The organism is Shewanella sp. 10N.286.51.B2, from assembly GCF_041469265.1.
GTDB lineage: Bacteria > Pseudomonadota > Gammaproteobacteria > Enterobacterales > Shewanellaceae > Shewanella.
In genome coordinates this window covers 16,758-38,573 of the sequence record NZ_JBFRKH010000045.1, presented here as the reverse complement: position 1 = coordinate 38,573, position 21,816 = coordinate 16,758, and the positions used below count along the sequence as shown (strand labels likewise).

The following is a 21,816-nucleotide window of genomic DNA, read 5'->3' as shown; positions in this document are numbered from 1 at the left end:
TTTCTCTTATCCTATTTATTTACGGTCTAGCTGGAGTAAACTAGAGCTTCACAATTCTGAATGATGATGACTTATGCCTGTGTTTGTTGAGGTTGCATTGCCCGTTCCCATGCGGCAAACCTTTAGTTACCAAATCCCTGAAGCCAACGTAGCACAAATAAAGCTTGGACTGCGGGTAAAAGTGCCTTTTGGTCGACAGCAACTAATTGGGCTTATTACTGCCATTAAAGATGACTGCGACGTGCCAGCAAACAAGATTAAAGCTATCACTGAACTGCTGGATGATAAACCGTTACTGCCTGAAAGTTTGTACAAATTAACACTTTGGGCGGCAAGATATTACTTTGCCAGCCAAGGGCAAATGCTCAGCCAAGCCTTACCGGTTGCCCTGCGTAAAGGGTCAAGTGCTCAACCGCAGACTGTGACTGTATTTGCGTTAAACGAGCAAGGCAAGCAAGTCGATATCAGCGTGCTCAAAAGAGCGCCAGCACAAAAGAAATTATTCGAATTACTGCAGCAGTCGGCCATCAGCCAAGATGAATTTACCACCCAAGAGCTCAGTAAATTGGCCTTAAAAGCCCTTGAAGATAAAGGCTGGGTTGAGCGCCAACACATCACCAATGCCGCCGACTTAAGCTGGCGTCAACAATTGGTCATGACAGAAACCCCACTTAAACTTAATAAACAGCAAGCAGTGGCAGTATCTATCCTTAATCAGCAGCAAGGGTTTCATTGCAGTTTATTAGAGGGCATTACTGGATCTGGTAAAACCGAAGTCTATTTGTCAGTATTAGAAACTATCCTAAAGCAAGGTAAACAAGCGCTGATTTTGGTGCCTGAAATAGGCTTAACACCGCAAACCATTAACCGCTTTAAGCGCCGATTTGATGTCAATATTGCCGTTATTCACTCCGCATTAACTGACAACCAGCGTTTAGAGGCTTGGCGTCAGGCCCGTAGCGGTGAAGCCGCGATTATTATCGGCACTCGCTCGGCATTATTTACCCCAATGGCATATCCGGGACTTATCATTCTTGATGAAGAACATGACAGCAGCTTTAAGCAGCAAGAAGGGGTGCGTTATCACGCCCGCGATTTAGCTGTTATGCGCGGCCACTTAGAAGATATTCAAGTGATTTTAGGTTCGGCAACGCCATCGCTAGAATCGCTACAGAATGCCATTTCAGGCCGTTATGCCCACTTAGAACTCGGCGAACGCGCAGGTGCAGCCCAAAAAGTGAAGCAAGGAATTATCGATATTCGCTCCCATCCGCTTAAGGCCGGCATGAGCGCCTCAATGATCAATGAAATGCGTATGCACCTAGATGCGGGCAACCAAGTATTACTATTTCTAAACCGCCGTGGCTTTTCGCCAGCCCTACTTTGTCATGAGTGCGGACATTTGCATGAATGCGATCGCTGCGATGCCTTTTTTACTGTTCATCAAGGTTTAAATGAAATCTGCTGTCACCATTGTGGCAATCAATATGCTATTCCTCATCAATGCCATGAGTGCGGCAGCACCATGTTAATGGGCCATGGCACCGGCACAGAGCAATTGGCACAAGCCTTAGCACAAGAGTTTCCCCAATATCCGGTAGTGAGGATCGATCGTGACACCACCCGCAGAAAAGGCTCATTAGAAAAACAGCTCAACGGCATTTTAAAAGGTGAATATAAAATTTTAGTGGGCACCCAAATGCTAGCTAAAGGGCATCATTTTCCAGATGTGACTTTAGTGGGATTAATGGATGTCGATGGCGCTTTATTCAGCGCTGACTTTCGAGCCCCAGAGCGCTTTGCGCAGCTTTATACCCAGGTTTCAGGCCGCGCCGGCCGTGCTGATAAGCCCGGTAAAGTATTACTACAAACCCATCAAAGTGATAACCCCATATTAAGGGATTTACTGCAGCACGGTTATGGTAAGTTTGCCCGCGGGCAATTACTTGAGCGCCAACAAGCCCTGTTACCACCCGCTTGGCACATGGTGCTGCTTAGAGCCGATGCCCATTTAGCAGAAGATGCCGATAGCTTTCTCAATCAGGTGGCCAGCTTATTACCCCAAGATAAAGAGTTTGAAGTCATTGGCCCAATGCCTGCTCCATTGGATCGTAAAGCGGGCAAATACCGCCGCCAGTTATTATTCCAAGCTAAAAATAGACAACGATTACAACAGGTTTTTGAGCAAGTATTGCCAACCATTGAGGCATTGCCTGAAAGTAAAAAATGCCGTTGGAGCATTGACCGCGACCCGCAAGATTTAATGTAATCAGCTTGGCTTATTCTGCGATAAAATTCGCTTTGCTGAAATTTAAAAAAAATCTCGAATAAAAACACTATCGAGATAGCATTCGAGTATCAAAAGCGGCTAAAATAGTCGGTTACTCCTGTCTTTTACTTTAAGTTAGTGCTGATAAACGCCCATGAAATCACATATTGCATCTTTACTAGAACAAACCGTCGACTCTTTTAAGCAACAAGGCATTGTCCCAGCTGATTTTCAGGCTCGCATTCAAGTTGAGCGCACTAAAGATAAAACTCATGGTGATTTAGCCACTAACTTAGCGATGATGCTAACCAAAGTTGCTAAAAAGAACCCGCGCGATATCGCTCAGCTAATCATCGACAACCTACCGGCATCTAGCCATGTGGCTAAAGTTGAAATTGCAGGCCCTGGTTTCATCAACTTCTTTATTGATGAAAATGCCTTAGCGAATCAACTGCAAGATGCATTAAACAGTGAGCATTTAGGGATCACCTTACCTGAATCACAAACCATTGTAGTTGATTACTCATCACCAAACCTTGCCAAAGAAATGCACGTAGGTCATCTACGTTCAACCATTATTGGTGACAGTGTAGTACGCGCACTAGAATTTTTAGGCCATAAGGTCATTCGTCAAAACCATGTGGGTGACTGGGGCACTCAGTTCGGCATGTTACTGGCATATATGGAAGAGCTTCGCGCAGCTCATGGCGAACAAGCTGATCTTGAGCTATCTGATTTAGAAACCTTCTACCGTGAAGCAAAAGTACGTTTTGATGAATCAAGCGACTTTGCTACCCGCGCCCGTAACTTAGTCGTATCACTGCAATCAGGTGATGAATACTGCAACAAACTGTGGCGTGAATTTAATGATATTTCGTTAGCCCATTGTCATGAGGTATACAAACGTCTTGGGGTGACCTTAACCCGTGAAGATGTTCATGGCGAAAGTGCTTACAACGATGATTTAGCCCAAGTGGTTACAGACTTAGCAGCTAAAGGATTATTAAGCGAAAGTAATGGCGCTAAAGTGGTATTCCAAGAAGAGTTTCGCACCAAAGAAGGCGAGCCTCTACCGGTTATTATTCAAAAAGCAGATGGCGGTTATTTATATGCCACCTCTGATTTAGCGGCAATGCGTTACCGCTCAAATGTATTAAAAGCCGATCGCGCCCTGTACTTTGTCGACTTGCGCCAAGCACTGCATTTCCAACAAGTATTCAAACTGGCTAAAACTGCCGGTTTCGTCCGTGAAGGTTTATCGCTAGAGCACACAGGTTTCGGCACCATGAATGGCCCTGATGGTCGTCCATTTAAAACCCGTAGTGGTGGCGTCGTTAAGTTAGTGGATTTACTCGATGAAGCAAACACTCGCGCCGTTGAATTAGTTCGTAGCAAAAACCCAGATATGGACGAAGAGACCCTCCTTGAAGTGGCTCGCGTTGTGGGTATTAGCTCAGTTAAATATGCTGACCTTTCAAAAAACCGCGCCAGCGATTATATCTTTAGCTTTGAGCAAATGCTCAGCTTTGAAGGTAATACCGCTCCGTACCTACTTTATGCTTACACCCGTGTTGCAGGCATCTTTAAACGTGCAGCAGATGTTGACTTAAGTCAGGCTAAAATCGTGCTTGAACACGATAAAGAAAAGCAACTCGGCACTAAGCTTGCTCAGTTTGGCGAAGTATTAACTCGCATGACAGAAAAAGGCTTGCCACATGTTATGTGTGCCTATGTTTATGAGCTAGCCAGTGAATTCTCAAGTTTTTATGAAGCTTGCCCTGTGCTTGCCGCTGAAACTGAAGCGCAAAAACAAAGCCGTTTATTATTGGCGCAGTTAACTTCAAAAACCTTAAAAACCGGTTTGTCGCTGTTAGGCATCGAAACCTTAGAGCGTATGTAAATGAGCCGAGATTACGCTAATAAAAAGCCTAGTCCCAAAAAACGTTCGGCATCTAAAAAGAGAGGCGCAGCTCAGCAAAAGCGCTCTATTCCTTATTTGCCGACCTTGGTGGTCATTTTACTGTTAGGCGGTTTTGGTTATTTCTTGTGGTTTATCAGTGGTAGTTCTGATGATGCTACGCCTGAGTCAGCACCAGCAAGCCAAGTGGTTGAAAAGCCAACGCCAAAACCTGCGAAAAAAGACCCTAATGCCCTGCCGCCAAAGCCAACGGAGCAGTGGACTTATTTGGAAGAGCTAGAAAATAAAAGTATTGATATTGAAGTGCCAGAAGGTGCGATGAAGTCTCAAGGCCCTTACCAAATGCAATGCGCCTCATTTAGAAAGCTTGCTCAGGCTGAAGAAATGAAAGCCGTGATTGCCTTTCAAGGTCTAGAAGCCCAAGTGAGAGCGACCCAAGGCACGACTGGCGTGTGGCATAAAGTGATCTTAGGGCCATTTGAGTCAAAACGTGCCGCAGAGCGTGCCAGACATAAATTGCAGCGTGCTAGCATTAATGGCTGCCAAATTTGGCTATGGGAATACTAAACTTAGCGAAGTGAGAGTTCAGCCTCAGTAGCCAAGAACTTATAAACAACTCAAAAAAGACGCTAACATTGTTAGCGTCTTTTTTATTCCCTTGAATTTCTATTAACCACCCCCATATCTAGTTTATCAACCAGCAGCAGACTATTTTACGCTGCAGTCGTTAAGAGGATTTACCGTGACTACTATCGTTTCCGTTCGCCGCAATAATCAAGTTGTCATCGCAGGTGATGGCCAAGTATCCCTTGGCAATACCGTCATGAAAGGCAATGCACGTAAGGTGCGTCGCTTATACCAAAATAAAGTTATCGCAGGTTTTGCTGGCGGCACAGCCGATGCATTTACTCTTTTTGAGCGTTTTGAAACCAAGCTCGAAATGCATCAAGGCCATTTATTAAAATCAGCCGTTGAACTCGCCAAAGATTGGCGCACCGACAAAATGCTCCGCAACCTTGAAGCCATGCTTATTGTCGCCGACACCAAAGAATCATTAATCATTACCGGTAACGGCGATGTGGTTCAGCCTGAGCATGACCTAATTGCAATTGGTTCTGGTGGCAACTATGCCCACGCTTCTGCGCTAGCCTTATTACAAAATACCGATTTAAGTGCCCGTGACATTGCAGAAAAATCATTAACGATTGCCGGTGATATATGTGTATTCACCAACCAACATAAAACCGTTGAGCAAATCGACTACTAAATTAGCACGTAAGGAATTATCTATGTCTGAAATGACCCCACGCGAGATTGTCCATGAGCTAGACTCGCACATCATTGGTCAAAAAAATGCTAAACGTTCTGTAGCCGTTGCGCTTCGTAACCGTTGGAGACGCATGCAGCTTGAAGCCTCATTTCGCCAAGAAGTGACGCCAAAGAATATTTTAATGATTGGCCCAACCGGTGTCGGTAAAACTGAAATTGCCCGCCGCTTAGCAAAACTAGCTAATGCGCCTTTCATTAAAGTAGAAGCCACTAAATTCACTGAAGTGGGTTATGTCGGTAAAGAAGTTGAGCAAATCATCCGTGATTTAACTGACTCAGCCGTGAAAATGACCCGCGAACAGCAAATGAAAAAAGGCCGTCATCGCGCTGAAGAGCTTGCAGAAGAGCGCATTCTTGATGCCCTATTGCCTAAGCCAAAAGAAGACTGGGATACTGAAAAGAAAGATGATTCAAATACCCGTCAAATCTTCCGTAAGAAATTACGAGAAGGCCAGCTAGACGATAAAGAAATTGATATCGACTTAGCCGCGCCGCAAGTGGGTGTTGAAATCATGTCACCTCCAGGCATGGAAGAGATGACTAATCAGCTTCAAAGTATGTTCCAAAACATGGGGCAAACTAAAGAAAACCGTAAAAAGGTTAAAATTAAAGAAGCCTTCAAGCTGCTTATCGAAGAAGAAGCTGCAAAACTTGTCAATCAAGAAGACATGAAAGAGCAAGCTATCGACTTGGTAGAGCAAAACGGCATCGTATTTTTAGATGAAATCGACAAGATTTGTAAGCGCGGCGAAAGCTCAGGCCCTGACGTATCACGTGAAGGGGTACAACGTGACTTACTGCCATTAATCGAAGGTTGTACTGTGACCACTAAACACGGCATGGTCAAAACCGACCACATCTTGTTTATCGCCTCAGGTGCATTCCAGATGTCTAAGCCATCGGATTTAATCCCTGAGCTTCAAGGTCGTTTACCAATCCGTGTTGAGCTAAGTGCACTCACCGCTGATGACTTTAAACGTATTCTAACTGAGCCACATGCATCATTAACCGAGCAATATGTGGCGTTAATGGGGACTGAAGGCGTTAAAGTTGAATTTAGTGAATGTGGTATTGAACGCATTGCTAAAGCGGCTTGGCAAGTGAACGAGACCACTGAAAACATCGGTGCTCGTCGCCTGCATACTGTGATGGAAAAGCTGATGGAAGAGATTTCATATGACGCTTCAGAAAAATCAGGTAGCACCTTTGTAATTGATGCCGACTATGTCAATGATCACTTAGATGCCCTAGTAGAAGATGAAGACTTAAGCCGCTTCATTTTGTAGTGATTACTTAAGCTTATCTCAACCTAGCTGTGATCTATTACTAATTTAGCCTCACAGATATTAGGAAATTAAAGGTGAATAGTGCCACAATGGACTATCACCTTTTTTATTGTCTATCATTGCCAGCCAAGAGTATCTTAACGTTGCTGACAGTATTTTAAAGAGAGCAATGCCATGAACCAGCAAGCCAATAGCCCCGTTGTAACCAATCTTAAATTAAAGCGTAAATCTAAGTTACTTGAAGTGAGCTTTGAAAGCGGTGAAGTGTTTAATATCAGCTGCGAAATGCTACGTGTTCACTCCCCTTCAGCTGAAGTGCAGCGCCACGGCAATCCAATTTTGGTCACCCACAAGAAAAACGTCAATATCACTGCCATTGAGCCTGTAGGCAATTATGCAGTAAAAATCATTTTTGATGATGGTCATGATACCGGCTTGTTTTCGTGGAAGATTTTATTTGAACTGGGTAATCAACAAGTGGAAATCTGGGAACGGTATTTAGCACGACTTCGTGCCGAAAAAGGTTCACGTGAACCCTTGATTGATATGAATATCAAATACTCTTAGTTTGGTATTTCCAAACTTGGTTTGGGCATTTTTAGTCATCAAAAAGTAATGGCTATCCGCTCAAAATCCCAATTCCAAGACACAAAAATGCCAGCTTAATCGCTGGCATTTTTTATATCGATTGTTACTTTTTAAAGATTACACTGCAGCTTGAAAAATCACGCTGTCAGCTTTCTTAGTGTAAGAATCAATTTGATCAAAGTTCAAGTAACGGTAAGTATCAGCTGCAGTTGCATCTAATTCTTGAGCGTATTGTTGATACTCTGCTGGTGACGGTAGACGGCCTAACAATGCCGCTACTGCTGCTAACTCAGCTGAAGCTAAGTACACATTTGCACCTGTACCTAAACGGTTAGGGAAGTTACGCGTTGACGTTGAAACAACGGTCGCACCTTCAGCAACACGTGCTTGGTTACCCATACACAGTGAACAACCTGGGATTTCGATACGCGCACCAACACGGCCAAAGATCGCGTAGTAACCTTCTTCAGTTAACTGGTCTTTATCCATCTTAGTTGGCGGTGCAATCCATAAGCGAGTCGGCAAGGTCGTGGCAAACTTCTCTAGCATTTTACCGGTTGCGCGGAAATGACCAATGTTAGTCATACAAGAACCAACAAACACTTCGTCAATTTTTGTTTCTGCAACTGATGATAGTAATACCGCATCATCTGGATCGTTTGGCGCACAAAGAATTGGCTCTTTGATATCGTTCAAATCGATTTCAATAATTTCAGCATATTCAGCATCTGCATCTGCTTCCATTAGCTCTGGGTTTGCTAACCACTCTTGCATCGCTGTAATACGACGCTCGATGGTACGGCGGTCACCATAACCTTCAGAAATCATCCACTTCAACATCACGATGTTAGAGTTTAGGTATTCAATGATTGGCTCTTTATCTAGCTTAATCGTACAACCTGCAGCACTTCGTTCTGCTGATGCATCAGATAATTCGAATGCTTGTTCAACTTTAAGTTGCTCAAGACCTTCAATTTCTAATACGCGGCCAGAGAAAGCGTTAATTTTGCCTTTCTTCTCTACCGTTAACAGACCCATTTCAATGGCTTTAAGCGGGATAGAATGAACTAGGTCACGTAAGGTGATACCTGGTTGCATTTCACCTTTAAAGCGCACCAAAATTGATTCAGGCATATCAAGAGGCATAACACCTGTTGCAGCAGCAAATGCTACTAGGCCAGAACCGGCTGGGAATGAAATACCGATTGGGAAACGGGTATGTGAATCACCACCAGTACCAACGGTATCAGGTAGTAACATTCGGTTTAACCAAGAGTGAATAACCCCGTCGCCTGGACGCAGTGCAACACCGCCACGATTCATGATGAAATCAGGTAAGGTGTGGTGAGTGTTCACATCGATAGGTTTAGGATAAGCCGCAGTGTGGCAGAAAGACTGCATGGTTAAATCGGCGCTAAAGCCCAAACATGCTAAATCTTTCAGTTCGTCACGGGTCATTGGGCCTGTGGTGTCTTGTGAACCAACTGAAGTCATTTTAGGTTCGCAGTATTGACCTGGGCGAATACCTTTAACACCACATGCTTTACCAACCATTTTTTGTGCCAGCGTAAAGCCTTTATTGGTTGCAACCACATCTTGTGGGCGAACAAACACTTCAGAAGCCGCAAGACCTAATGTTTCACGGGCACGGTCAGTTAACCCGCGGCCAATGATCAATGGAATACGGCCACCAGCACGTACTTCATCAAGCAGTACCTCGGTTTTTAGCTCGAACGTAGAGATAACTTCATCGCTACCGTTACGCTTAACGACGCCTTCGTATGGATAGATGTCGATAACATCGCCCATGTTCATCTTGTCGACGTTAAGCTCGATTGGTAGCGCGCCTGCATCTTCCATGGTGTTGAAAAAGATAGGGGCAATTTTACCACCTAAGCAGAAACCACCAGCACGCTTGTTTGGCGCATAAGGGATATCATCGCCCATGAACCATAGTACTGAGTTAGTCGCTGATTTACGTGAAGAACCGGTACCTACAACATCACCCACATAAACAAGCGGGTAACCTTTGCCTTTAAGGGCTTCGATTTCTTTAACTGGACCAACAGTGCCAGCAACATCAGGTACAATACCGTCACGGGCATTTTTCAGCATCGCTAAAGCATGTAATGGGATGTCTGGACGAGACCATGCATCAGGAGCCGGAGACAAGTCATCTGTGTTTGTCTCGCCTGATACTTTAAATACGGTCAAGGTGATCTTTTCAGCTAATTTAGGACGGTTTAAGAACCATTCTGCTTCGGCCCAAGACTCAACAACTTGCTTAGCAAAAGCATTACCTTTTTGCATTTTTTCTACCACGTCGTGGTAGGCATCAAACATCAACAAGGTGTTTGATAACGCAGTAACCGCGATTGGCGCAAGTGCATCATTATCTAATTGAGCGATAAGCGGTTCAATGTTGTAACCGCCCTGCATGGTACCTAATAGCTCGGTAGCACGCTCAGCTGAAAGGATGGGTGACGATACAGTGCCTTGAGCCACTGCATCTAAGAATGCTGCTTTTACGTAGGCAGCTTCATCAACACCTGGGGGAATACGATTCTCTAATAAGTCAAGAATCACGGCCTCTTCACCAGCAGGCGGCGTCTCAACTAACTTCACTAATTCAGCCACTTGTTGTGCATCTAATGGCTTAGGGACAACACCCTCTGCAGCACGTTCTGCGACGTGTTTACGATATGCTTCTAGCACGGCAACATTCCTCTTTGTTATTGCGCCTAACAGCGAAACTGAACGTCATTCAATATAGAGAATGACCATTCCACAGGTTCGGGCTTGAAATCCGACCCGTAGTATACTACAGGTTTGCAAAAGTATGAATTAGATCACACTCTATCGGAGGCGAAATCTATCTGAATTTTGAGTTCGATGGCTAATTTACAGCTCACTTTAAACAAATAAAATTAGACGATAGTTTAAAACATTATAAAAAATGATTTAATTCAATATATTAAGTAATACATACAATTTAAACTTAACCGAGTCTACTTCAGCAAATTGTCGCTATTTTTTTGCAATTATTTTGACTGTTAGGCATAGTTATTTGGCTAATATTAATCACTTGCACCCACCAACATACTTACTCAACCTTATTGCTTAGATATTCAAAACGGTAAACAGGACTATTATGACATTGATAAAAATTAACGCGGTTATTTTTGATATGGATGGGGTCATTATTGATACCGAGCCCGCTTGGCAACGAGTCGAGGTGGCAGTATTAAGTCAATTGGGTGTGCCTATCACTCTTGCTGATGCCGAAAAAACCACCGGCATGAGAATTGATCTTCTGGTCCACTATTGGTATCAAAAATACCCTTGGCCTGAGTATGATAATCAAGCGGTTTCCCAACAAATTATTGATGGGGTTATTCACTTTATTGAAACTGAAGGCAAGCCGATGAAGGGGGTAGTGGCAGCATTACAAGCTTGTCAGCAGCAAGGGCTAAAAATTGGCTTAGCTACCTCATCGTCCAGTGACTTAATTGCTGCAGTAATGAATAAACTGGCTATTAGGGATTATTTTGAGGCCATAGCCTCTGCCGAAAAGCTGCAATATGGCAAACCCCACCCTGAGGTTTATTTAAATTGTGCCACGGCCTTAGGCGTTGAGCCCGCAACGTGCTTAGCTATTGAAGACTCATTTAATGGCCTGATCGCAGCAAGAGCGGCAAGCATGCAAACGGTGGCAATCCCTGCGACTGAATTCGCCGGTCAGTCTCGCTGGCAAGTGGCTCACCACCAGCTAGCACATTTAGGTCAGCTTAAATCATTGATTGAAAATATCTAGTAGTAGTGTCTTGCTAACATCTGCCATAAAAAAAGCTGCCTTATCTAAAGATACGGCAGCTTTTTATATTCAAACTGAACAATTAAAAGTTTTTACCTAAAAATAAGTAAAACGATTGCTCGCCAGTATCTGTCAAACCAAAGCCAAGTGCGGCAGGACCCCAGCTGGTATCAGTGCCTAAATATAAGCTACCTGCATAGATAAGGTCATCAAAGTCCACTGCATCACGATTAGTCCACACATTACCCGCTTCAAAGCTAGTACCTATGTATAACGGCACATCACTGAGTAACACATCTCGGCCTAAATCATATTGATAAATCAAGGCGCCAAAGGCTTTATGGGCACCTGCCAATGCGCCTTTATGAAAACCTGACAGATTTAAAAAGCCACCGAGCTCTGCAACATGTAAAGTAAAATCACGGTCCACATCAACGGTGGCTAAAGCGACTTTACCTACAATGGCATGGTTACCTAGCTTAAGCGCCCCTTTCCAATCCGCTTCAAACTGCCAAGATAGTTCATCAGAGTCATTAATAACCGCGCCTTTATAATCTTCATTTCTTACCGAGGCCGTAAACGTTAACCGCTGCCCTTCTGTAGGGAAACTAATGCTATTTAAGGTGTCAAAACTAAAGGAAAAATAGCCGCCATAAGAGCCATATTCAAGATCTTGGGCAGAAACGGCTTTATTACTTAAATCACCTATTTCACCCACTGCGCCAATCTCAATTAATCCAGCGTGGGAATAGTTATAACCCACTCCAAATGCCAATTGATTTAGGGTGTTTTTAAGCTCAAAGACTCGGTTGTTATCATCATAATAATCCCAGTTTTTGATCTCAAATTCGTATTTAGAACGAATGTAGAAGTCTTGGTCTCTGTCTAATGGCTGATAAAATTCTGAGCTAACTCGCTTGTCGTAACCTAACTGAACTTCGTTACGCCACTCACCGCCATTATCAGTCAGCTCACCCATGGTATAAGCCAGACTAAGGGTAATGGCTGAATCTAAGGTAAAGTCATCTTCCCAGTTAAAACCGGCGTCAAAATAATTTGGCCCCCAGGATTTGGCATGGGTGGTCACTGTTAATATGCGTCCAGCTTCTGTGTCTTCAAACTCGGCATCAACACGCTGAAACTTATTAAGGGAATAAAGCCGTTTTATGCCCTCGTCTAAGGCTTCTTTGGTGATCACTGTGCCTTTTTTAAGAGCTAACTCTTCATCTAACAGGCTTTCACTCACTCTAGATTGATTATCAAATACAATCTTAATCACTGGGCGGTTAACTTGATTAACTAGTAGTAATTTGGCGCGTTGTTTATTGTCTTGATAGGCCTGATATTCTTCAGCGCTGACACTTAAATGTGTCAACATTGGCAGCGCTGCTTCGCCCGCCACTGTGCCGGCAGCTAATGCGTCAGGCATGATATCAAAGTCAGTGGTGCTCATGTCATCAATCGCAGGACGGATCAGCACATCATCATCGGTTAATAATGTTTTTTGATGCTCTGTGGTGGCTTTGGTCAAAATGGTTGAAAGCTGCTCCAACACCGCAATCGTGCCATTAAGTTGCTCTTTGCTGGCCAATGGTGAGCCAATATCAATGGCAATGACCACATCTGCGCCCATGGCTTTAATGACATCGACAGGCATGTTATTTGAGATGCCACCATCAACCAGTAGCTTGCCGTCTATTTCAGCCGGTTGTAATGCCCCGGGTACCGTTGCAGAGGCTTGCATGGCTTTAACGATACTGCCTTGAGCTAATACCACTGCATGACTAGTAACTAGATCAGTTGCCACAGCGCGATAAGGAATAGCTAGATCATCAAAATCGCCAAATTGCTCTACCACATCAGTTGATGAACGTAATAGTTGCGACATGGTTTGGCCAAGTAATAAGCCACTGGGGACGGCTAAGCCGCCATCTTTATAACCTACGTTAATGGGGATATTAAATTTGTCGCGGTGTTGTTTATCGCGGTAAGTAAGTACTTCTCGAGGAATGGTATCTGAGTAGCCATCAGCCCAAGGGGAGTTAAGCATAATGTGTTCGATTTCTGCGGCGCTATAACCTAAGGCATACATGCCGCCGACGTAGGAGCCGATACTGGTACCAGTAATATAATCAACCGGAATGCGATGCTGCTCTAACACCTTAAGCACCCCAATATGCGCCGCGCCTTTTGCGCCGCCACCACTTAATACTAATCCCACTGACTGGCGTTCTTTAGCCATTAAGTTGTGTGAAAATAAACTGAGTAGTAACAGCAGTGCAATCTTACGGCCCATATAAAGCATCCTATCTTTAATCATGATCTACCGCGTCATTCTAACAGAGAAAACTCACATGAATAAAACCTTTATAACTTACTGTTAACCATGCGAACTTAGCTTTATTACAGCTTTTTCCCAATCCCGATAAACTTATCCAGCTCAGCCTTTGGCATAGGTTTGGCAAAGAAATACCCTTGGATGATATAACAACCTCGGCTAAAAACTTGCTCCATTTGTGCGTGAGACTCTATCCCTTCTGCGACCACCTGTAATTTTAGGTTTCTTGCCAGTTCAATAATACTGCTCACAATGGCTTGATCAGCTTCATTAGTAGCAATATCAATTAAGAAGGAGCGATCGATTTTTAAGGTATTCACCTCAAAGCTTCTTAAATACGCCAGTGATGAATAACCGGTGCCAAAATCATCGATGGCCACCTCAATACCAAGCTGCTTAAGCTGGGTTAAATGCGATCTTGCCACCTGCAGCTCTTTCATCAACACCCCTTCGGTAATTTCCATAGCAAGGCACTTTGCCGGCATACCAGTATCGGCTAAGGTCGCTTTTAAATTCTCAATAAAATCAACTTGTCTAAACTGCACTGCAGACACATTGACTGACAGCTGAAAAGGCTGGTCGTAAAGGGCATGCCATCTTGCACCATCGATACAGGCTTGGCGCAGCACCCAGCGATCTATATCAATAATTAATCCACAAGATTCAGCCACCTTGATAAAGATATCTGGCCGAATAAAGCCCTCGATAGGGTGACGCCAGCGGAGCAGCGCTTCCATCCCTACAAATTTATCACCTTGGAGTATGTCTACCTGAGGTTGGTAATAAAGCTCAAAGTCGTTATTTTCGATGGCGCTACGTAAGTCAGCTTCAATTTTCAAATGATATTGCGCTTCAGCATTGCGCTCAGCAGAGTAATATTGAAAGTTACCTCGGCCTTCTTCTTTGGCGTGATACATGGCTAAATCAGCATTTTTAATTAAGGTTTCAGAATCTTGGCTATCTTCAGGCCACATGCTGATACCAATACTGGTTGAAACAAAAAACTCACGGCCAAATAATTTAAACGGCGTAGCAAACCTTTGTAAAATTTGCTCAGCAATCAAATTTATCTGATCAATAGAATCAGCATTTCGAACCAATATGACAAACTCATCACCACCAAAACGGCAAACCAGATGATCATCACCAACACTATTTTTTAAGCGTTTAGCCGCTTCAACGAGTAAAGCATCCCCCATGCTATGACCATAAGAGTCATTGACGTGCTTAAAGCGATCTAAATCCAAAAACAATAATGCTAACTTTTCATTAGTGTGGCTAGCTTGCTCAATAATCTGTTGTAACTGACGAGTAAACATCGCTCGATTAGCAAGGCCTGTAAGCACGTCATTATTGGCTAAGTGCCGTAAATTAGACTCGTATTGTTTTCGCTGGGTAATATCTGAAAACACTACCACATAGTGCTGTGAGATATCGCGCTTATCAGACATTTTAGAGATATTAGCCCAAACAGGAAAATGTTCATTATTCCCCCGTTTAAAGCTTAACTCGCCATTCCATGAGCGGCTATTTTGCAATAAATCATCGATATTTTTGGAGCCATGATCCACATACAATAATGACTCAAACCCCCTTCCATCAAGTGCTTCATGCTTGCTGGTAAAGATAGTTGCAGCTGCGGTATTTAGTAATTTCACCCGCTTGCGACTATCAAGAATTAACATGCCTTCTGAGGTGTTTTCAAATGCCTTGGCAAACAAATCAATTTCATTTTGAAGCTCACGTTGCTCAGACACCTCAGTATAAATACCGGCAACTTGCTCTAATTGCCCTGTAGTCTGATTGCGGGTAACTGCGCGGCCTCTGATGCGCAGCCAACCAATAGCCTCTTCACCACGGTGATACCTAAATTCTACATCAATGGTTTCTTTATCGCCCTTTAACAAAGCTCGCCATTGCTGCTGGAGGTTATCTTTATCGGCGGCAACAATCGGTATATCAGGCACGAGATAAGATAACTTTCTTCTTTCACCCAACAGACCCGATTTATTATCAAATTGGATTTGGTTAGTGCTAGCTTGCCACTCCCATAAATCTGAATCGCTACCGCGCAGTGATTGACGTAATTTGTCTTCACTTTCCCTTAATGCCTGATTAATACCAATAACACGGTTTATTTGTTTTTTACGAAGCCATAAAGAGGTAAATACCCCAAAAAGAATGGCAAAAAGCACTAAGGCTTTAAACCACTGTGACGCCCACCAAAATTGTTCAACCTTAAAACTAAATTGAAACGGACTGCTTGCCCACACCCCATGCTGTTTATGCAATAGCTCTAGGGTATATTTACCCGCTTTTAAGTCAGCAATATTAATCTGAGTTTGGCCTTGCAGATAAATATACTGGCTATCTAAGCTATTATGCTCATGAAGCAAACGGTACTTTAAGCTGATTGGCGTTTCATTCACGTAGTCGAAAGTGGTTATTTGAAAACTGATTAAGTTAGCCCCAGGGCGCACTAAGTTAAAGGATTCAGGTATCAAGTGATACTCTGTATTGTCCTCATAGTAAATCGCAATGGACTCAAGGGCGATATCATCATTACTTACTCGAGGTGCAAGCTTATCAATATCAACTAACATCGCCCCATTAGGGCCGCCAATATATAAGCCTGCATTAGGGTCATAATAAGCTGCTGACTCATTAAACTCATTACCAATAAATCCATCGCTAGTAAAAAATACATCAATGGCTTTTGTCTGTTTATTTTGTCTAATGACCGAAGAGCTGCAGCCAACCAAATGATCTTTTTCAGTTTGCTCGATAAAGTAAATCGTCGGGCAATCAACATGCCAATAGTCACTCATGGATGAAATCTCATGGGTTTGGGTGTCAAAAACAATGACCCCATTTTGGCGAGTCCCTAACCACAGGGTTGTATTATCAACTTGGTGGATATTAGTAATCATAATATCCTTGTGGTTAATGCCTAACGCTGCGTTTAATGAAGTGACATTATTATTGCTATCTATATAGCCAAATAGACCTGCGCCACCGATCCACAGACGATCATGATTTTCACGGAAAAAACTTCGAATGTTCACTGAGTGGGATAGAAGAATATGCTCTGTCGGTGACACAGTGACGATATTGTCTAACCCTGGCTGCCAATAATAAACATCATTATCTGCTCCCCACCAAACCCTGCCGCTAAACAGTGGGTCTGCATAGGAGTTAAATAACAATTTACCTTTTAGCGAGTCACTTGATGCAGCAAAATGGCTAAAATCAACTTGCTGATCAGTTTGTTTATTAATGACAAACAGTCCACTGGTTGTTGTTACCACAATATGCTGATTATCAAGCTCATTAACGCCGTAAATTGAATCTCTCGCTTCAAAGCCTGCAGGGATAAGATATTTTGAAGTCTTGGTTAATTTATCAACAATGGTCAAGCCACCATCACCGCCGAGCCAAACTTTATCTTGCTCGGCATAAATACTCCAAATCATGTCATCTTCAATTTGATAAGTTGATGAACGAGTGAAACTTTCCAATAAAAATTCAGGAGCTATTGCCAGTAACGCTAAACCTTCGCCTGCGCCGCCAAGCCAAATTAAACCATCGTCATCAACAGCCATATCGTCGATATAATCAACGTCAGCATCATTTTTTAATTCCTCTTTATATGAAATTGCCTTCGATGATTGCTTATCCCATGAAAATAGCCCACTTCTGGTATAAAGCCACAAATGACCACGACTACCTTCAACCGCGCCACGAATATCAAAAGGAAGCGCAGTGGTAGCAGTCATCCGATAGCTTTGAAGGGTTAGCTCATATAAGCCTTTGTTACTTAAGATCCAAATACGCTGTTCAGCATCTACAAATAGCTTTTTAATCAACATATTATCTATAGGTCGCTTAACTTGTTTTATCAATTCGCCCCAGGCATTTTTTATCACAACTTCATAGGCGGATGAGTAAATATAGCGGCCATCACTTAGCTGATTAACACTATTCCATTGCAATGTCTTATCCAATTCTTGGGCTGTTAGCGCTGAGATTGACAATGAATTCACATCAAACTCAAGCACCTGACCTAAACGGGTAAGCAGAATTAAGTTACCATTATCTAGACGTGTTTCGTCAACAATAGAATCATCACTAGTTATGAGGCCGGCAATAATGTCATCTGAAAAACGATTGAGTTTAATATCGTAGAGGTAAAGCGATGTGCCAGAAGCGACTAGAAGGCGCTGAGAAGTCACCTTAGCGATAAGATGAATGTTTTCTGCAGCTAATGCATTATCACTATCAGGTTGATCAATGCGGCGGGTAACAGTATCGCTAACACGAAATACTCCCTGCTCAGTTGCCAGCCAAACATAGCCATAATCATCAAATGCAATGTCATTGATAGTGTAATTAACCAGGCCATCTTTGATATTAAATAAACGTTGGACAAGATCGTCAGCCACGCTTGGAAAGCTGCAACTAAGGGTAAGAACGACCAAGGTGAGAAACGATTTAATGCCTTTTATCATTATGACTGGGTTACTCTTTTATTGATTTTATTATGCTAAGCGCTTCTATGTGAACCTATATGGCTTTATGCCTGCAACAACAAAAACAATTAAATTTAATACAATATTTGAATATATCACCTAAAAGTAAATTTAGAGCAAAAAAAAGCACCTCGAAAGGTGCTTTAATACAAATTGCTACAAATAGCTACATGTTACTTTTTCTTTTTTGCCTTCGGGTTTGGCAAATCAGTAATTGAACCTTCATAAACTTCAGCCGCAAGACCTACAGATTCATGTAACGTTGGGTGAGCATGGATGGTTAAGGCTAAATCTTCAGCATCACAACCCATTTCAATTGCTAGGCCGATTTCGCCAAGTAATTCACCGCCATTAACACCAACGATAGCACCACCGATAACGCGATGAGTTTCTTTATCGAAAATGAGCTTGGTCATACCGTCACTTGCATCAGAAGCAATTGCGCGGCCACTTGCAGCCCATGGGAATGATGCAGTTTCATAGGCTACGCCCTGCTCTTTGGCTTCTTTCTCAGTAAGACCAACCCACGCGACTTCAGGGTCTGTGTATGCAATTGAAGGAATAACTTTAGGGTCAAAGAAGTGCTTAAGACCAGAAATAACTTCAGCAGCAACATGACCTTCATGCACACCTTTGTGCGCAAGCATTGGTTGGCCAACGATATCACCGATAGCGAAGATATTAGGTACGTTAGTACGCATTTGCTTATCAACATTGATAAAGCCACGCTCATCTACATTTACGCCAGCTTTTTCAGCGTCTAGGCCTTTTCCGTTTGGTGTACGACCAATAGCAACTAATACTGCGTCGTAACGAACTGGCTCAGATGGGGCTTTCTTACCTTCCATAGAAACATAAATGCCGTCTTCTTTCGCTTCAACTGCAGTTACTTTGGTTTCTAAGATTAAGTTAAACTTCTTCTTAATCTTTTTAGTATAAATTCGAACGATATCTTTATCAGCAGCAGGAATAACTTGGTCGAACATTTCAACTACGTCAATTTGGCTACCTAAAGACGAGTAAACCGTACCCATTTCTAGGCCGATAATACCGCCGCCCATCACTAATAACTTTTCAGGAACTTCTTTCAGTTCTAAAGCATCAGTTGAATCCCAAATACGTGGGTCTTCATGTGGGATAAATGGCAGTTTAATTGGACGAGAACCCGCTGCAATAATGGCATTATCAAAGTTAACCACTGTTACAGTGCCATCTTCAGCTGTCACTTCCATTGTATTTGGGCTAGTGAATTTACCTAAACCATTTACCACATCAACTTTACGCATTTTAGACATTCCGCCTAAACCGCCAGTCAGTTGACCTACTACTTTTTCTTTAAAGCCGCGTAACTTGTCTAAATCAATTTTAGGCTCACCAAAAACAACACCGTGATCGGCAACGGCTTTAGCTTCTTCAATGACTTTAGAGACGTGTAAAAGTGCTTTTGATGGGATACAACCCACGTTCAAACATACACCACCAAGGGTGCTAAAACGTTCTACAATCACAGTCTCTAGACCTAAATCTGCAGCGCGGAAAGCTGCTGAATAACCTGCTGGGCCGGCACCTAGTACTACTACCTGAGTTTTGATTTCGTTACTCATGTTTTCCTCTATTTTATCTATCGTTGGCGGAAAAACCGTCCAAACTGCAAAATGTGGTCAAATCTTGTAAGGTGGCCGCATTTTACCCTTTGTTTGATACTGATCACAATCCTAGTGATAAGAATAAAAAGGCCGCTCAATATGAGCAGCCTTTTTGTTTACAAAATTAGCGTACGAATATCGCTAAGAATGCTTGATAATGTCACGCTAAATCTGGCAGCCATTGCCCCATCAATCACACGGTGGTCGTATGATAACGATAGTGGCAACATCAACTTAGGTTCAAAATCAGTGCCATTCCACTTCGGCTTCATTTCTGATTTTGATACCCCAAGAATAGCCACATCAGGATAGTTAACGATTGGGGTAAATGCTGTACCACCAATGCCACCTAAACTAGAGATAGTAAAACAGCTACCTTGCATGTCTGCTGACTTCAGCTTGCCATCACGGGCACGAATTGAAATATCCGTTAACTCACGAGAAAGCTCTACAATGCCTTTCTTATCGACATCACGAACCACTGGCACCATTAATCCGTTTGGCGTATCAACCGCTACACCAATATGGAAATATTTCTTCTGGATTAACGACTCGCCATCAGGGCTTAAACTTGAGTTAAATACAGGGAATTCAGCCAGTGTTTTCGCCACGGCTTTCATCATAAATACTAACGGAGTAATTTTGTAATCCGCTTTCTTCTTAGCTGCAAGTGTATTTTGTTGTTTACGGAATGCTTCTAATTCAGTGATATCAGCTTCATCAAATTGAGTCACATGTGGAATCGTCACCCAGTTACGATGCAAGTTAGGCCCAGAGATTTTCTGGATACGGCTTAATGGCACTTCTTCCACTTCACCAAACTTACTGAAATCAACTTTAGGCGCTGCAATCACATTCAAGCCACCCGCGCCACCAGCAACCGCTGTGGCAGCACTCGCTTTAGGTCGGCTAAGTTCATATTTAATGAAGGCTTGAACGTCTTCTTTCAGAATACGTCCTTTACGGCCAGAGCCTTTCACTTGGGTTAAATCAGCGCCAAATTCGCGCGCTAAGCGGCGAACTGCAGGTGATGCATGTACAGCACCGGTTTTAGGTTGGCTACCAGCACTTGGATGATGCGGCACAGGCGGCTTACTTGCTGGCGCAGCGGTAACTGGTGCTGGTGTTGCTGCAGTAACTGCAGGAGCACTAGCTGCCGGAGCGGCTTGCAATGGAGCTGCAGGTGCGGTTGATTGCGTCTCAACCGTAGCAATAATGCTACCTTGAGATACTTTATCGCCAACATTAACCGTTAAACCAACCAGTTTTCCGGCAAATGGCGCTGGTACTTCCATGGTGGCTTTATCGGTTTCTAAGGTAATTAAACCTGTATCCACGTCAAGCATATCGCCAACAGCAACTAGCACTTCAATCACATCTACATCAGAGGCATCACCAATATCTGGTACTGCAACTTCTTTAACTTCAACAACCGATGTTGCAGGAGCAGAGCTTGCTGCAGGCGCTGATACTGCTTCAGCAACAGGCGCACTAGCACTAGTGCCTACTTCAAGCATCAGCACTAAAGAGCCTTGTGAAACCTTGTCGCCAACGTTCACTTTAAGTTCTTTCACCACACCTGCGGTTGGCGCAGGCACTTCCATGGTTGCTTTATCAGTTTCTAAGGTAATAAGCCCTGTGTCAGCTTCAATGGTTTCACCCACACTCACTAACACTTCGATAATATCAACATTATCAGCATCACCAATATCAGGCACATGCACTTCAATAACTTCAGTGCCACCCGCAACGGTTGCTGGCGCTTCTGCTACTGGAGCCGCGGTTTGAGCAGCAGCGGCTTGAACAGGCGCCGCTACCGGTGCAGCCACTTCAGCTGCAGGCGCTGGCGCATCGCCAGCCGCTTCTACAGAAAGTACCGCAATTAGCGAGCCTTCAGAAACGCTATCGCCCACAGCCACTTTCAGCTCAACTAATTTGCCAGCAAAGGGTGCTGGAATATCCATAGTCGCTTTATCCGTTTCAACTGTGATGATTGATGCTTCTTTTTCAAGCACTTCACCAATCTCAGCACAGATCTCAATAACCTGCACAGCATCAGTATCAAGGTTAGGAACCAAAACTTCTTTTAATTCAGCCAT

General features: G+C 43.4%; 12 protein-coding genes. 7 read left to right on the top strand and 5 right to left on the bottom strand.

From position 1 onward, the window contains the following. Positions 1 to 73 precede the first annotated feature (73 nt). The 6 genes from priA to AB4140_RS12285 all read left to right on the top strand — a co-directional run bounded on the left by priA (position 74) and on the right by AB4140_RS12285 (position 7,369). The gene (gene priA / locus AB4140_RS12310; protein ID WP_372001109.1) at positions 74 to 2,269 is read left to right on the top strand and encodes a primosomal protein N'; all 2,196 of its coding nucleotides are present in this window, start codon (positions 74 to 76) and stop codon (positions 2,267 to 2,269) included. Between the two features lie 154 nt (positions 2,270 to 2,423). After that, positions 2,424 to 4,169 carry an arginine--tRNA ligase gene (gene argS / locus AB4140_RS12305; protein WP_102440018.1) on the top strand — a complete coding sequence of 582 codons (1,746 nt, stop codon included), beginning with the start codon at positions 2,424 to 2,426 and terminating at the stop codon, positions 4,167 to 4,169. Further along, positions 4,170 to 4,754 (top strand): SPOR domain-containing protein, encoded by a 585-nt coding sequence (locus tag AB4140_RS12300; RefSeq protein WP_102440019.1) that lies wholly within the window; start codon positions 4,170 to 4,172, stop codon positions 4,752 to 4,754. A 175-nt stretch (positions 4,755 to 4,929) separates the two neighbouring features. Continuing rightward, positions 4,930 to 5,454, top strand: coding sequence for an ATP-dependent protease subunit HslV (hslV, locus tag AB4140_RS12295; protein ID WP_076538501.1), 525 nt, complete (start codon positions 4,930 to 4,932; stop codon positions 5,452 to 5,454). Between the two features lie 22 nt (positions 5,455 to 5,476). Beyond that, positions 5,477 to 6,802, top strand: a complete 1,326-nt coding sequence (gene hslU / locus AB4140_RS12290; RefSeq protein ID WP_102440020.1) for an ATP-dependent protease ATPase subunit HslU — start codon at positions 5,477 to 5,479, stop codon at positions 6,800 to 6,802. 174 nt (positions 6,803 to 6,976) lie between these two features. Continuing rightward, the gene (locus tag AB4140_RS12285; RefSeq protein ID WP_076538497.1) at positions 6,977 to 7,369 is read left to right on the top strand and encodes a gamma-butyrobetaine hydroxylase-like domain-containing protein; all 393 of its coding nucleotides are present in this window, start codon (positions 6,977 to 6,979) and stop codon (positions 7,367 to 7,369) included. 138 nt (positions 7,370 to 7,507) lie between these two features. Here AB4140_RS12285 and acnB read toward each other — a convergent pair whose 3' ends face one another. Next, the gene (gene acnB / locus AB4140_RS12280) at positions 7,508 to 10,105 is read right to left on the bottom strand and encodes a bifunctional aconitate hydratase 2/2-methylisocitrate dehydratase (RefSeq protein ID WP_303411910.1); all 2,598 of its coding nucleotides are present in this window, start codon (positions 10,103 to 10,105) and stop codon (positions 7,508 to 7,510) included. A gap of 436 nt (positions 10,106 to 10,541) precedes the next feature. Between acnB and hxpB the strand changes: the two genes are divergently transcribed. Continuing rightward, on the top strand, positions 10,542 to 11,204 hold the full coding sequence (gene hxpB / locus AB4140_RS12275; protein ID WP_372001106.1) for a hexitol phosphatase HxpB: 663 nt from the start codon (positions 10,542 to 10,544) through the stop codon (positions 11,202 to 11,204). Positions 11,205 to 11,286: 82 nt separating this feature from the next. Here the strand turns inward: hxpB and AB4140_RS12270 are convergent, their stop codons facing one another. From AB4140_RS12270 to aceF, 4 genes are all read right to left on the bottom strand, one after another. After that, positions 11,287 to 13,500 carry a patatin-like phospholipase family protein gene (locus tag AB4140_RS12270; RefSeq protein ID WP_102440027.1) on the bottom strand — a complete coding sequence of 738 codons (2,214 nt, stop codon included), beginning with the start codon at positions 13,498 to 13,500 and terminating at the stop codon, positions 11,287 to 11,289. Between the two features lie 107 nt (positions 13,501 to 13,607). Next, entirely contained in the window at positions 13,608 to 18,050 is a 4,443-nt protein-coding gene (locus tag AB4140_RS12265; RefSeq protein ID WP_372001104.1) for an EAL domain-containing protein, read from the bottom strand. Positions 18,051 to 18,244: 194 nt separating this feature from the next. Then, the gene (gene lpdA, locus AB4140_RS12260; protein WP_102440029.1) at positions 18,245 to 19,675 is read right to left on the bottom strand and encodes a dihydrolipoyl dehydrogenase; all 1,431 of its coding nucleotides are present in this window, start codon (positions 19,673 to 19,675) and stop codon (positions 18,245 to 18,247) included. A 158-nt stretch (positions 19,676 to 19,833) separates the two neighbouring features. Beyond that, positions 19,834 to 21,816: a dihydrolipoyllysine-residue acetyltransferase gene (gene aceF / locus AB4140_RS12255; protein WP_303411918.1), complete on the bottom strand. Its 1,983-nt coding sequence runs from the start codon at positions 21,814 to 21,816 to the stop codon at positions 19,834 to 19,836.

Coding starts and splice junctions, on each gene's coding strand:
- hslU (WP_102440020.1), top strand. CDS start 5,477: ATGTCTGAAATGACCCCACGCGAGATTGTCCATGAGCTAGACTCGCAC.
- AB4140_RS12270 (WP_102440027.1), bottom strand. CDS start 13,500: ATGGGCCGTAAGATTGCACTGCTGTTACTACTCAGTTTATTTTCACAC.
- AB4140_RS12265 (WP_372001104.1), bottom strand. CDS start 18,050: ATGATAAAAGGCATTAAATCGTTTCTCACCTTGGTCGTTCTTACCCTT.
- lpdA (WP_102440029.1), bottom strand. CDS start 19,675: ATGAGTAACGAAATCAAAACTCAGGTAGTAGTACTAGGTGCCGGCCCA.
- hxpB (WP_372001106.1), top strand. CDS start 10,542: ATGACATTGATAAAAATTAACGCGGTTATTTTTGATATGGATGGGGTC.
- argS (WP_102440018.1), top strand. CDS start 2,424: ATGAAATCACATATTGCATCTTTACTAGAACAAACCGTCGACTCTTTT.
- aceF (WP_303411918.1), bottom strand. CDS start 21,816: ATGGCTGAATTAAAAGAAGTTTTGGTTCCTAACCTTGATACTGATGCT.
- priA (WP_372001109.1), top strand. CDS start 74: ATGCCTGTGTTTGTTGAGGTTGCATTGCCCGTTCCCATGCGGCAAACC.
- AB4140_RS12285 (WP_076538497.1), top strand. CDS start 6,977: ATGAACCAGCAAGCCAATAGCCCCGTTGTAACCAATCTTAAATTAAAG.
- AB4140_RS12300 (WP_102440019.1), top strand. CDS start 4,170: ATGAGCCGAGATTACGCTAATAAAAAGCCTAGTCCCAAAAAACGTTCG.